A 13,111-nucleotide genomic window follows, 5' to 3' on the forward strand; every position below is an offset into this window, starting at 1 on the left:
GCGCCGCGCGGATTCTGCCCCGGGGGGCGAAAAAAATCCGCGAACCCCTCTGGACGACCCGAAACAGCGCGGCTATACAGCGCCCCGTGTTCCGGCGTAGCTCAGCGGTAGAGCAGTTGACTGTTAATCAATTGGTCGTAGGTTCGATCCCTACCGCCGGAGCCAAAAATCCCTGAAAACCAGAGATTTGTGAGCAAGCCCTCACGGGCTTTCCTCGTTCATGCAGTCTGGGAAACACCAGGGGAACAGGGGATGCCTTGTCGTTCCCCATTCCGTGATCCGGCCGGCACCAACGAAAACGCCCCGACCTTGCGACCGGGGCGCTGCTCATGTGGCAAGTTACTTGCCCATCAGCGGGCCACGGTTCACCCGATCCTGACGCGCACCGTCGCGGCCGAGGCCAGCGCCGCAGCGACGGCGATGCCCAGCGGCCTGTTGTCGGTGATGGTGGTGGCCACGACACCCGCCGTGGCGTCCCAGAACACCGCTGCGCCCAGACTGACGGCCAGCGCGGCCTCCTTGGGCAGCTCAAAAAACGCCCGTCACCCGCAGGTTCAGGTTTTCGCCGATGGCGGCATCACCGGCCGCCACGCCGACAAGCGTACCGATCACCACAACCTCGCCGGACTGAACGGCAGACGGCGAAGGCACCGGGATGACGTCGCCATAGCTGCTGAAGTTTCTCATACTTTCACTGCCCTTTCGTGCAAATCGGGTGATGCGACCGCCCCGGCGCAGGGCAGCCACCAGCGGCTGCCTGCCCGCCCAGGCGTTCACATCGTCCACGGTCGTCGCGTAGATCGCCGCCAGCAGCTTTTTGGCGATGGTTTCGAGCTCCGGCCCGGCAACCGGATACATCGGCATGGCAGAGACGATGGTCCGGCCGTCCAGACCCGTCACCGTGCACAGATGCTTGCGCGCGGCATCCAGCGAACCCGCGATGCCCGGCCCCGTCGCAGCGGTATTGCCGCGGCTGGCATGAAACACGGGGTGCGGTTCTGGTCCATGTCCGAACGATCGCGGTGCAGACATACTGACCGATAACATCCAGTTCTCCGAGCAACCTCGGAACCGCCACACCATCCATTCCCGGCCGATGCGCTTCGACATGACCTGTGATGCCAACGGGATCGAGCACCGGCTCACAAAGCCCGACACCCCCGGAATGGTCAGGTCGAACGGATGAACCGCGCCATCAAGGAGGATGAGGCGAACACGGCCGATCCACTGGATCGGCCCACCGAATGGCAGGCGCTTCCATGACGATGACCACGGGCAGCGGCGCCGACACCTCGCCCACGATTCTCGAACCGGTGGCGACCACTGGCTCGATCATCGCTCGCATGCAGGATGAAGACACGCAGCAGTCTCACGCCCGACGAATGCGCCTGCAAGATCTGGACTACAGAGCCAGACAGATCCAACCTCGATCCGATCCGTCAGATGCCGGGACTGAGCAACTAGGCGGGACGCAGAAACGACGCGTCTTCCCCGGCTGCGGGACGGGGGGTGGTGGAGGCGGCAATGGCCTGGTCCAACGCGGCGATCCCTCGCTCCAATGCGGCGCGATCACATGCCGGCATCGCCTGCAATATCTCGTTCGCGCGTGCCTCGACCGCGCCGAAGGCGCAGCGGAACAGGTCGCGACCCGCCTCGGTGATGGCATAGTTGCGCAGCCGCCGGTCCGAGCCGAGAATGGTGCGGGTGATCAGCCCCTTGCCCTCGAGCCGCGAGGCGGCGCGGCTGACCTGCACCTTGTCCAGAGAAGTGCGCTGCGACAGCCGCAGCGAATCCAGCGAGCCGGCATCCTCCAGCAGAAACAGCAGCCGCCATTCCTCGCGCGTAAGGCCATGCTGCCGGCCATAGACCGCCACAAGCTGGCGCGAGAAGGCTTCGGCCACCACCGCCAACCGATAGGGAAAGAAACTCTCGATACGCATCACATAGCCCGCAAACCTGTTTCAATTGAAAGTGTTGGTCGATTTTCCGCGCGTTTCAATCTTCCGAGATCGAAACCGGCCGGCCAGAGCCCATGGGGGGCACATCTGTTGCAACACCGCCATGCCGGCGCGGATCATCCAGGATGTCGGTCATCTGGTGCGGGCACGGCCCGCGCAGGTTCCGCACCGGGGATGCGGCCAGTTCCGCCAGTTCCACCCGACCCCGCCTTTCGCCGGCGGCAATGCCCGAGCCGCCAAGCGCCGCGGGCGCGACGTTGCGGCGAATCCAGCGGCCGTCCGGGGTGAAAAGCCCCGCCCACGCCACCGCCTCGCCCGCATCCAGCAGATGCACATGACGGCCGAGCAGAAAGCGGATCTCGCGCTCGGCTTCCGGATCGATCATCCGCGCGAACGTCATGCGGCGGCCGCTTGTCCGACGATATATCCGAAGGTCAGCGCCGGACCCAGGGTGATGCCCGGCCCGGGATAGGCGCCGGACATGATCGAATTGATGTCGTTGCCGCAGGCATAGAGGCCGGGTATCGCCCTGCCCTGCTTGTCCTTGACCTCGCCTTTCGCCGTGATGTCCAGCCCCATCGAGGTGCCGATGTCGCCCGGATAGATCTCGACGGCGTAGAACGGTGCCTCCAGCGGGCGCAGGCAGGGGTTCGGCCAGTTCTCGGCATCACCCAGGTAGCGCTGATAGCTGGTCGATCCCTTGCCGAAGGCCGGATCCTCGCCACGGGCCGCCGCCTCGTTGAACACGGCAATCGTTTGCCGGAAGGTCGCGGCGGCGATGCCGCATTGCCGAGCCAGCCCCTCCGGCGTCGCATCGCGCTTCAGATAGCCGCTGGCGACATGCCGGCCGATCCGCGCCGGAAAGGCATGTGCGGCACCCAGCCCATAGCGCCGCACCGCCCGGTGATCGGCGACCAGCCAGGCGGATCTTTGCCCCTCGGCCAGCAGCTTGGCGATCAACCCCTGCACGAAATCGTGATAGCTGGAGGCCTCGTTCACGAAGCGCCGGCCGTCATGGCCGACGGCGATCACGCCGGGCTTGGCACGGTCCAGGAAAAGATGCGGGAAGGGCCGCACTGATCCGTCGGCATTGCGCAACAGCGAAACCGGCGTCCAGAAACCGGCATTGGGGTTGGTGTCGACGAAACCCGCGCCGATGGCCTCGGCCGCGGCGATCCCGCCGCCGGTGCCCGAGACCGGCGACATCGAATAATGCGGCAGACCGCGCCTGACATGGTCGAAGCTTTGCGCCCGGCGCGCGGCATCATGCGGATAACCGCCGGCCGCCAGAACGACGCCGCGGCGCGTCGCGACCCGGCATACGCCCTTGGGTCCCTTGACCTCGGCTCCGCTTACCCGCCCGGTTTCGTCCCTGAGCAGCCGGATCAGCTCGTGCCCGGTGCAAAGCGGGATGCTCAGCTTGAACACCGTCTCGGCCAGGCGCCCCGAGACCGCCGCGCCCATCACCAGCCGGGTGTTCCGCCCCCAGATCAGCCGGTCGCGGAAATAGCGCAGCACCGTCCTGGCCGCATGGGCCGCCGATTTCGCCGAGCGGGTCATGCGCAGGAAATGGAAGATGTCCGGCCGGCCCAGCGGCATCCCGCCCAGAATGGTGAAATCGGCGATGGGCGGGCGCATGCGATAAAGGTTCTCCCCCAGCCGGCGGCCGTCATAATCGAGCGCGTCCAGCGCCCGACCGCCTTCGGTCGCGCCCGGCGCATCCGAATGATAGTCGGGCGACAGCACGCGATGCGCCATCTTCAGCGCCGTCCTGTCGTGGAAAAAGCCGATAGCCTCGGGGCCCTTGTCGAGGAAGGCGTCCACCAGTTCGGCATTGAAACGATTGCCCGCCTCGGCCTGGATATAGCTGCGCGCCGCCTCGCGGCTGTCGGCCATGTCGGCCGCCGCGGCGATCGGATTGCACGGCACCCAGATCGCGCCGCCAGAAATGGCGGTGGAGCCGCCGAAGAACGCGGATTTCTCGATGATGACCGGATGAAGCCCATGGTGGTGGGCCGAGATCGCCGCCGCCATGCCCGCGGCGCCCGAGCCCACGACCAGAAGGTCGCAAGCCTCGGGCAGGTCCGGCAGATCAGGATTCGGCATGAATGGCCTCCTGGCGCGGAAACCGGCCGATGGCCCAGCCGCCGTCCACAGTCAGCACCTGGCCGGTGATGAACGACGCCTCGTCCGAGGCGAGGAAGCGGACGGCGCGGGCCACGTCCTCGGGCGTGCCGACGCGGCGCAGCGGGCAGCCGTCGATCATCTGGTGCCGCCGCCATGGCTCGCTGCGGATGCGGTCGGCGGTCAGCGGCGTCTCGATCAGGCCGGGCGCGACGGCATTCACCCGGATGCCGTTCGGGCCGAAATCGGTGGCCATCTGCCGTGTCAGCCCGATCACCGCCGCCTTCGACGCGGAATAGCCGCAGGAGTTCTGGGCGCCGATCAGCCCGAAGATCGAGGCGGTGTTGACGATGGCGCCGCCCCCCGTGCCCATCATCCGCTGCACCGCCCAGCGGGACAGGCGGAAAAGGCCAAGCACGTTGATGTCGAAATAGCGGGTGAAGTCCTCGTCCGCGGTATGCAGCGCATGGGCGCCGCGCGCGATGCCGGCATTGTTGACCAGGATATCCAGCCGCAGCCCGGCGCCGTCCAGCACCGCGCCGATCCGCTCCGGCAGGGCCGGGTCGGTGACGTCGCCCCGGACGGCCGTCACCTGCGGGCGGGCTGCCAGCGTCTCGATGCCCGCCGGTTCGCGATCCACGACCAGGACATGGGCGCCGGCCGCGAGCAGCGCCTCGGCGATCGCAAGGCCGATCCCCTGCCCCGCGCCAGTGACGATGGCCGTGCGCCCGGCCAGGTTGGTTGGTTCCAGCATGTCCTCCTCCCCGTCTCAGAACGCTGCCGTGCCGCCGACCGAGCGGCCGCCATCCACGATCAGCACCTGCCCGGTGACATATTCCGCCCGCGGATCGACGAAGAAGGCGACCGCATGGGCGATATGTTCGGGCGCGCCCAGCCTGCCCGTGGGCTGCTGGATGCGCAGCCCCTCCAACCCCTCGGACCGTTCCAGCAGCATGTCGGTGGCGATCACGCCCGGCGCCACCGCGTTCACGGTGATCTGCCGCCCGGCAAGTTCCAGCGCCAATGCCTTGGTAAAGCCGGCAACCGCCGCCTTTGAGGCGACGTAATGCGCATAGTTCCGCGCCCCGAAGGCCGCGCGCGACGCGAGGTTCACGATCCGCCCGCCTTCGGGCAGCACGCGCGCCGCCTGCTGGCAGAGGGTGAACATGGCGACCAGATTGACCTCGTACATCCGGCGAAAGTCATCGGCGGTCAGCGCGTCGAACGCACAGGTGTTGAAGATGCCGGCATTGTTGACCAGCACGCGCAGGTTGTTGGCGCCGTCGATCAGCGCCTGGGTCGCCGCCGGGTCGGTGATGTCCAGCACGGCGGCGCGGGCGCTACGGCCCTTGGCGACAAGCTGGCGCACGGTTTCATGCGCGCCGTCGGCGGCGCGGTCGGCCACGATGACGGCGTGGCCCTCGTCGGCCAGGCGATGCGCGATGGCCCGGCCTATGCCCGAGCCTGCGCCCGTCACGATTGCGGTGGGAAGCGATTGAGAAGTCATGGGATCACCAGTCGGTCTGGCAGTTGACGGAAAGCTTGCGCGGAAACAGGCGGCGGGGCGTCAGTTCACGCCGAAGGTGGCCTCGTCCACCCTGGAATAGATCTGCTCGTTCACCAGCCACGCGATGGCCTCGGCATCGTTGCGATCAACCCCTTCCAGGAGCTTCGTCCACTTGCGGGTCAGCGCCAGGTATTCCTCGATGATCGGCGTGGGATCGTCGATGCCGCGCTGCTCCATGGTGCGCTTGGCCAGCCCTGCCAGCATCCCGTCCTGGAACTCCTTCAGCTTCGCCTCCATTCCGGGCGCGGGGTCCGAGATGACGACCCCGCGTTCGGCCGCCCCCTTCAGCGCCGAATCCACCCCTTGCCGATAGGCCACCTGGGACCGGGCCAGCGCCAGCCCCGCCAGGTCCAGGATGGCCCGGCGATCCTGGGGCGAAAGGCCGGACCAGAAGTCCCGGTTCAGCACATAGCTCGCCCCGAGCGAGGCCCCCTGCGGCAGGCGGTTCACATGCTTGACGATCTCCTGGAACTTGTAGCCGAATTCCAGGTTGGTGGGGTCGGACAGCGTGCAGTCCAGCGACCCGCGCTCGAGCCCGGTATAGACATCGGTCATCGGCACCGCGACCGGCGTGGCGCCCAGGAAGGCGATCCATTCGTTTTGCGCCGTGCCGGCGGTGCGGATCTTCAGCCCCTGGACCGAGGCCGGGTCCGAAATCTCCTTCATGCAGAAGAAGTTGTAGATCGGCGTGGAATAGCCGCCCAGGAAGACGGCGTCATGCCTGCCGTATTCGGCGATCATCTCGGGATTGAGCATGCCGATCTCGGTCAGGGCGAAGGCTGCGGCATAATCGTCCACCGCCAGGAAGGCCAGGTCGTTGATCAGCCCCGACAGCGGCAACTCGGAGGGCGTGTAAGAGGCAGCGACGATGCCCAGCTGCGCCACGCCGTCGCCGATGGCTTGCAGCGTGGTGGGTGCCGGGACCAGCGAGCCCGAGGAATAGACCTCGAATTCGACGCGGTTGTCCGTGGCGGCCGCGATCTCCTTGACGAAAGGCTCATAGGCCACGGCGTTCAGGATATGCGAAGGCGCCATCCAGTTCGTGGCCTGATAACTGTCGGCCAGGGCGGCCGCCCCGAGAAGCGGCATCGCGGCCGCGGTTGCAAGCAGTCGTTTCATTCTGTTTCTCCCTTGGCGGCTGTTGTGCCATTCCCGTCCGAAGGCCCCGGTCCGCCGCTGACGGGCCGGGGTCGCAGTCTCACTCGACGCCAAAGGTGTTTTCGTCGATCCCGTCGTACAGGTTCGCCTTGAGGATCGCGGCGACCGCATCGGCATCGGTCCGGTCCACCTCGGCGACAAGCTTGCGCCACTTCTCCTCAAGCGCGACGAACTCGGCCAGCACATCGGTCGGATCCTCGATCCCCCGTTCCGCGACGGCCTTGGCCGGCAGGTCCTTGACCACCTGCGCCTGGAAGGCGGCAAGCCTGTCTCGCAATTCCTGCGTGGGCTCGGTGATCTTCAGCCCGCGCTCTGCCGATCCGGCCAGCGCCGCCTCGACGCCGACATGATAGGCAACCTGCGAGCGGGCCAGGCCAAGCGCGACATTGTCCAGCAGGATGCGCCGCTGCGCCGGTTCCAGCCCGGCCCAGAAGTCCTTGTTGAAGACATAGGTCGCGCCCAGGACCACGCCCTGCGGCAGGGTGTTCACGGTCCTGGCGACCTCCCAGAACTTGTTGCCCTTGTCGAGGTTGGTGGCGTCCGAAAGCGTGCAGTCGATCGAGCCGCGCTCGAGCCCGGAATAGACATCGGCGATGGGGACTGAAACCGGCACCCCGCCCAGGGACTGGATCCATTCCGTCTGCGCCGTGCCCGCCACCCGGACCTTCTTGCCCGCCACATCCCCGGGCGAGACGATCTCGCTCATGCAGATGAAGTTGTAGAAGGGCGTCGAATAGCCGCCCAGAAAAATCCCGCCATTGCTTTCCCACTCGGCGCGGATCTTCTCGTTGGTCAGGCCCAGCTCGGTCCAGGCGAAGGCCGCGGCCAGGTCGTCCCTGGCGGCGAAGGCCAGGTCGTTCACCGTATTGTTCAACGGCAGTTCCGAGGGCGTATAGGGCGGATAGACGATGCCCAGCTGCGCCACGCCGTCGGCGATGCCCTGCATCGTGGTCGGCGCGGGCACCAGCGCGCCCGAGGAATAGATCTCGAACTCCATCGCCCCGTCCGTCGCCTCGGCCACGTCCTTGGCGAATTGCTGATAGGGAAACTCGTTCAGGATATGCGCGGGCGCCATCCAGTTGGTCGCCTGCCAGGTCTCGGCCGAGGCCGAAGCGGCCAGGACGGGCAGCAGGCCGATGCCCAGAAGCAGTCTTTTCATGATTCTCTCTCCCCAGGGTTGGACATGCCGGGCCGCGCTCCCATCGCGGCACGGCGAAAGGCGGTCAGCGGGTGGTCATCATGCCCGGCAGCCAGAGGCTGATCTGCGGAAAGGCGATCAATGCTGCCAGGACGAACAGATCGACCACGATGAACCAGGTCACGCCGGCGAAGATCTGGTTCAGCGTGACCCTGTTGCCCAGCGAGGTCTTGATGACGAAGACATTCATGCCGACCGGCGGGCTGATGAGGCCGATGGTCATCAGCTTGATGACCAGGATGCCGAACCAGGTCAGGTCGATGCCGTGCTGTGCCAGCAGGGGCGCCAGCACCGGCATGGTCAGCAGCATGATCGAGATTTCCTCCATGAAGGTGCCCATCAGCACCAGGATGATGCAGACCAGGATCACCACGGTCATGGCGCTGTAGCCGTCGAAGAACCCCATCACCCAGGTCGGGATGGTCGCCAGCGCGATGAAGCGGGCGAAAAGCGCCGCGCCCAGCACGATCATGAAGATCGCCGAGGTGCCGGCCGCCGTGTCGATCACCGACCGCTTCAGCATCGCCAGGCTCATCCGGCCGCGCAGCGCGGCGATGATGCAGGCCAGGAAGGCGCCGACCGCGCCGGATTCCGTCGCCGTGAAGGCGCCGGTGAAGATGCCGCCCATCACGATGAAGGTGACCACCGGCAGCGGCCATGCGTCGCGCAGCAGCGCGGCCTTTTCGGCGCGGGTGGTGTGGTCGACATAGCGCGGGGCAAGGTCGGGGTTCAGCATGCAGCGCGTGGTGATCATCAGCATGAAGGCCACCGCCGTCAGGATGCCGGGGATGACGCCGGCCATGAACAGCGTGTTGATCGAGGTATCGACCAGCAGGCAATAGACGATCATCAGCACCGAAGGGGGGATCAGCGCCGCCAGCGTGCCCGAGGCCGCGACGGAACCCGTCGCAAGGCCGGGATTGTATTTGCTGTCCAGCATCTCGGGCACGGCGATGCGCGAGAAGGCGGCCGAGGTCGCGACGCTCGAGCCGCTGGCGGCGCCGAACAGGGCCGAGGCGAAGACGGTCGAGGAGGCAAGGCCGCCGGGGATGCGCGCCAGGAAGATGCGGGCCGCGCCGAACAGGCCGCGCGTCAGCCTGGCCTCGACCGCGACGAAGCCCATGAACAGGAACATGGGGATCGCCGACAGGTTCCAGTCCCCGATCAGGTTGAACGGGATGGCCTTGGTGATGCCGATGGCGGGCTTCAGCCCCATCATCGCCCAGATGCCGAAGAATGCGGTCGAGCCCATGGCCACCCCGATGGGCACGCGGATACCGATCAGCAGCAGGATGGCTGCAACGCCGGCCAGGCCTATTTCAAGACGTTCCATGGCGTGACCTCAGATATCCAGGGCATGGGCGGCGGTGCGGATACGGCCCCGGTCCCCCAGGACCAGCCGCAGCAGGATGACCACGACCGCAAGCAGGAAGCCGAAGGGCAGCAGGAACTTGGCCGGCCAGGTGGTGATCCGCCAGATGCCGTCCACCGTCTCGCCGATGCGCCAGGCATGGACGGCCACGCCCCAGGAAAACCAGCCGAGAATGGCGTAGTAGACGACCGAGACCATGTCGGCGAGCTTGAGCATGACGGCCTGCGCATGGGGCGGAACCTTTTCATACACGACCTCGACGACGATCGATCCGCCCGCAGCCTCGACCCAGGCCAGCGGCAGGAAGACGCAGGCGATCATGTAATAGGCCGCCACCACCTCGGCCGTGCCGGGCAGGGGCGCGTTGAAGGCGTATTTGCCGATCACGTCGATCATGACGTGAACCATCATCAGCAGGACCGTCACCCCTGCTGTCCATCCCAGAAGATGGGTCAGTTTTTCCGTCAGCTTGACCATCACGCCCTCCCCGGCGTCATTGCATGCGATAGCCGCCGTTCACGTCGATGACGGCGCCGGTGATGTAGGCCGCGTCCGGCCCCATCAGGAACGACACCGCCCCCGCCACATCCTGCGGCGTGCCGATACGGTTCAGCGGGATATTGGCCGCGACCGTCGCATCCCGCTCGGGCGGCAGCGACTGCCGCAGCATCGGCGCATCGATCAGGCCCGGGGCCACCGCGTTCACCGTGATGCCCAGGTTCGCGGCCTCGCGCGCGCCGGCCTTGACCAGCGCCATCACCGCCCCCTTCGAGGCGATATAGGCCGCGCTGGAACGATAGCCGCCCAGCTGGGCCGCCACCGAGGCGAAGCCCACGAACCGCCCACCCGCGACGGCCCGACGGCCCGCGCCGCGCAGGTATTCCCGCAGCAGCAGGAAGGTGCCGGTCGAATTGATCGCCTGCGTCCGCTCCCAATCCGCCAGCAGGATGTCGGTGATCGGCGGGCGGTCGCCATTGGCAGCGAAGAGCAGAATCCCGGCGGCGGCGACCACATGCCCGACGGGCTGGCCCAGCGCCTCGGCCTCGGCAAAGGCAGAGATCACCGCGGCTTCATTCGCGACATCCAGCGCGATGGCGCGATGGCCCCGTCCCGGCAGCGCATCCGCGACCCGTCCTGCCGCCGCCTGCGACAGGTCCGCGGCCAGGACCGCAAAGCCGTCCCGGGCAAGGCGATGGCAAACGGCTTCCCCGATGCCGCCGGCAGCGCCGGTGACAAGCACGATTCCAGACATGGCCTGAGACTCCTCCATCTCGTTGCAAACGTAATGAACACATTTTGCCGTGTATTGCAAAAGGAATCTGCGTGAGATAGATGTTTTGGATACATTTCATCTTTGCCTACCCGAGGGGGAACCCTTTGAGCCAAGCCCATACCAGCACCGAAGTCGCGACGCAGAAACTGCGCGAAGCCATTCTCAGCGGCGAGCTCCTGCCGGGCGACAAGCTGCATCAGGATCGGTTGGCGGAGATGCTGGGCATCTCGCGCACGCCCCTGCGCGCGGCGCTGACGGCGCTGGCGCAAAAGGGGCTGGTCTCATATGCCAGCAATCGCGGCTTCTATGTGCGCGAATTCTCGTTCGCCGAGGTATCCGGCGCCTTCGAGGTGCGCGCCGAACTGGAGGCGCTGGCCTGCCGCCTGGCCGCCGGCAACATGACCGACGAGGCGCGCCGTCACCTGGCCGATCTGGTGGCCGAGGGCGACAGGCTCCTGAGTCCCGGTACGTTGCTGCCTGAAAACCTGGCCGATTACCGGCGGATGAACGTCAATTTCCACACGGCGGTGATGACGCTTTCCGGCAATGCCTGGATCATGGAATTCGTGCAAAGCCTGCACAACGTGCCGGCCGCATCGGACCGGGTGATCATGTGGCGCGACTTCCGCGTGCTCGAGAGATCCCATGACGATCACCACCGCATCGCCCATGCCCTGTCCAAGGGCCAGGGTGAACGCGCCGCCGCGCTCATGCGCGAGCACATCACCTTCGCCCTGGAGCATCTGCACGAGCAGATGAAGCTCTACCCGCAGGATTTCCTGCGCATGCCCAGCTTTGACAAGCCCGCAAAAGGCCGCAACGGCAACCGCAACCGGAGAAACCCCCGATGACCATCCGCCTCTTCTTCTCGCCCGCCTCGCCCTTCGTGCGCAAGGTGATGGTCGTCGCGCATGAGCGCGGCGTCGAGATCGAGAAACTGCCCTCGGCCGCCTGGCCGGTCAAGCGCGACCCCGAGATCGTGCGCCACAACTCGACCGGCAAGGTGCCCTGTCTGCTGCTCGAGGACGACACCCCGGTCTTCGACAGCCGGGTGATCTGCGCCTATATCGATTCCAGGGGCATGGTGGGGGACACGCTGTATCCGCAGGACGCGCGGCGCTTCACCGTCCTGACGCTCGAGGCGCTTGGCGACGCGATTCTCGAGGCGGCATTGCTGCACCGCTACGAAAACGTGCTGCGGCCCGAGGAGAAGCGCTGGGACGACTGGTCGCGCGGGCAGATGGAGAAGGTCGATTCCGGCCTCGATGACCTGGAAGGCCGCTGGTTCGACAACATTTCGGACGGCTTCCATGCGGGCAGCATCGCCGCGGCCTGCGCCCTCGGCTATCTGGACTTCCGCTTTGCCGCCAAGGACTGGCGCGGAACCCATCCGAAGCTTGCCGAATGGTTCGCCGAGGTTTCGGCGCGCCCGTCGCTGGCCGCGTCGGTGCCCACGGCCTGAACGAAACGCATCCCGTGCAAGGATGCGGGCTTAAGCCCTGGCATCATCCCCGGCGCTACCAGTTCGGTTCGCGCGGGATCAGCGCGATCAGTTCCGTCAGCGCCGGCATCGCAGCACGGGTCTTGCGGGTCAGCGCGCCATAGGGATCAAGCTCGTGGGTCAGCATGACGGGCAGGATCGCCATCATCCCGCTGGAAACATAGTGCAGCGCCACGGAATGCGGCACCACCGCGATCATGGCGCCGTGCTGAAGCAGGGTCGCGGCCGTCAGGATCGAGGCCGTTTCAACCACATTCGCCGGGGTTTGCATCCCGGCCTCGCGGAAGGACGCCTCGACCACCTGCCGCAGCGGGCTGGAGCGAGGCTGCAGGATCCAGGCCGTATCAGCCAGATCGGACAGCGACAGGTCGGATCGCGCGCATAGCGGGTTCTGTGTGCCGCAGACGATGGACAGGCGTTCGGGCCCGAACGGGGTGAACACGATGTCACGCCCATGCTCGGCCGATACGGGCCTGCCAATCACCACGTCCAGCCGCCCCTGTTCCAGCATCGGGATCAGCGCGTCGCTGGTATCAACGGTTATCGTGACGTCCAGAAACGGGCGCCGCTGCTTCAGCTGGGCGATGGCGATGGACAGGGGACCGGCGGCGGCGGTGATCATGCCGACGGCCAGCCGCCCCGCCGTGCCCGAGGCCAGTCCCGCCAGCTCCTCGCGCATGGCGCCCACGTCCGAGATGATCAGATGGGCATGGCGGATCAGCGCCGCGCCATAGACGGTGGCGGCCATGCCCCGGCGCCCCCGTTCGAACAAAGGCAGGCCCAGGGCCAGTTCCAGCTCCGCCAGCATCTTGGTCGCGGCCGGCTGGCTGATGCCGATACGGTCGGCGGCCTTGCGCAGGCTGCTCAGTTCATCAATGGCGACGACCAGGGCCAGCTGGCGCAGCCGCAGCCGGCCAAGCAGCGAGGACAGGGCGGGAACGGACAAAGCGATAACCATAG

General features: G+C 66.6%; 15 protein-coding genes and 1 tRNA gene. 3 read left to right on the forward strand and 13 right to left on the reverse strand.

From position 1 onward, the window contains the following. Positions 1-90: 90 nt before the first annotated feature. Positions 91-165, forward strand: a tRNA-Asn gene (locus I9P22_RS03430). Between the two features lie 200 nt (positions 166-365). On the opposite strand, the gene I9P22_RS03435 is transcribed toward I9P22_RS03430, so the two are convergent. The 12 genes from I9P22_RS03435 to I9P22_RS03490 form a co-directional block, all read right to left on the reverse strand. Beyond that, on the reverse strand, positions 366-527 hold the full coding sequence (locus I9P22_RS03435) for a DUF2190 family protein (RefSeq protein WP_199258025.1): 162 nt from the start codon (positions 525-527) through the stop codon (positions 366-368). A 1-nt stretch (position 528) separates the two neighbouring features. Continuing rightward, positions 529-1,110, reverse strand: coding sequence for a DUF2190 family protein (locus I9P22_RS03440; protein ID WP_199257993.1), 582 nt, complete (start codon positions 1,108-1,110; stop codon positions 529-531). A gap of 350 nt (positions 1,111-1,460) precedes the next feature. After that, positions 1,461-1,940 (reverse strand): MarR family winged helix-turn-helix transcriptional regulator, encoded by a 480-nt coding sequence (locus I9P22_RS03445; protein ID WP_199257994.1) that lies wholly within the window; start codon positions 1,938-1,940, stop codon positions 1,461-1,463. Between the two features lie 55 nt (positions 1,941-1,995). Then, positions 1,996-2,358, reverse strand: a complete 363-nt coding sequence (locus I9P22_RS03450) for a nuclear transport factor 2 family protein (protein WP_199257995.1) — start codon at positions 2,356-2,358, stop codon at positions 1,996-1,998. Further along, positions 2,355-4,064 carry an FAD-binding protein gene (locus I9P22_RS03455; protein ID WP_199257996.1) on the reverse strand — a complete coding sequence of 570 codons (1,710 nt, stop codon included), beginning with the start codon at positions 4,062-4,064 and terminating at the stop codon, positions 2,355-2,357. Before I9P22_RS03455 ends, I9P22_RS03450 begins: the two co-directional genes overlap by 4 nt. Further along, positions 4,051-4,836: an SDR family NAD(P)-dependent oxidoreductase gene (locus I9P22_RS03460; RefSeq protein WP_199257997.1), complete on the reverse strand. Its 786-nt coding sequence runs from the start codon at positions 4,834-4,836 to the stop codon at positions 4,051-4,053. The genes I9P22_RS03455 and I9P22_RS03460 overlap by 14 nt, the downstream gene beginning before the upstream one ends. Before the next feature lie 15 nt (positions 4,837-4,851). Next, positions 4,852-5,589: an SDR family NAD(P)-dependent oxidoreductase gene (locus I9P22_RS03465; RefSeq protein ID WP_199257998.1), complete on the reverse strand. Its 738-nt coding sequence runs from the start codon at positions 5,587-5,589 to the stop codon at positions 4,852-4,854. 60 nt (positions 5,590-5,649) lie between these two features. Next, positions 5,650-6,768, reverse strand: a complete 1,119-nt coding sequence (locus I9P22_RS03470) for a C4-dicarboxylate TRAP transporter substrate-binding protein (protein WP_199257999.1) — start codon at positions 6,766-6,768, stop codon at positions 5,650-5,652. 79 nt (positions 6,769-6,847) lie between these two features. Then, entirely contained in the window at positions 6,848-7,966 is a 1,119-nt protein-coding gene (locus I9P22_RS03475; RefSeq protein WP_199258000.1) for a C4-dicarboxylate TRAP transporter substrate-binding protein, read from the reverse strand. A gap of 64 nt (positions 7,967-8,030) precedes the next feature. Continuing rightward, positions 8,031-9,338 carry a TRAP transporter large permease gene (locus I9P22_RS03480; protein ID WP_199258001.1) on the reverse strand — a complete coding sequence of 436 codons (1,308 nt, stop codon included), beginning with the start codon at positions 9,336-9,338 and terminating at the stop codon, positions 8,031-8,033. A 9-nt stretch (positions 9,339-9,347) separates the two neighbouring features. Further along, positions 9,348-9,854 carry a TRAP transporter small permease subunit gene (locus I9P22_RS03485; RefSeq protein ID WP_199258002.1) on the reverse strand — a complete coding sequence of 169 codons (507 nt, stop codon included), beginning with the start codon at positions 9,852-9,854 and terminating at the stop codon, positions 9,348-9,350. A 16-nt stretch (positions 9,855-9,870) separates the two neighbouring features. Beyond that, entirely contained in the window at positions 9,871-10,629 is a 759-nt protein-coding gene (locus I9P22_RS03490) for an SDR family NAD(P)-dependent oxidoreductase (protein WP_199258003.1), read from the reverse strand. Positions 10,630-10,754: 125 nt separating this feature from the next. On the opposite strand from I9P22_RS03490, the gene I9P22_RS03495 reads away from it, so the two are divergent. Together I9P22_RS03495 and I9P22_RS03500 are read left to right on the forward strand one after the other, a co-directional pair. Then, positions 10,755-11,501, forward strand: coding sequence for a GntR family transcriptional regulator (locus I9P22_RS03495; RefSeq protein WP_199258004.1), 747 nt, complete (start codon positions 10,755-10,757; stop codon positions 11,499-11,501). Next, complete coding sequence (locus I9P22_RS03500; protein ID WP_199258005.1) at positions 11,498-12,112, forward strand: glutathione S-transferase; 615 nt, start codon at positions 11,498-11,500, stop codon at positions 12,110-12,112. The genes I9P22_RS03495 and I9P22_RS03500 overlap by 4 nt, the downstream gene beginning before the upstream one ends. 55 nt (positions 12,113-12,167) lie before the next feature. Here the strand turns inward: I9P22_RS03500 and I9P22_RS03505 are convergent, their stop codons facing one another. After that, positions 12,168-13,097: a LysR family transcriptional regulator gene (locus I9P22_RS03505; RefSeq protein WP_199258006.1), complete on the reverse strand. Its 930-nt coding sequence runs from the start codon at positions 13,095-13,097 to the stop codon at positions 12,168-12,170. Positions 13,098-13,111: the final 14 nt, after the last annotated feature.

The organism is Paracoccus binzhouensis (assembly GCF_016446475.1).
Lineage (GTDB): Bacteria > Pseudomonadota > Alphaproteobacteria > Rhodobacterales > Rhodobacteraceae > Paracoccus > Paracoccus binzhouensis.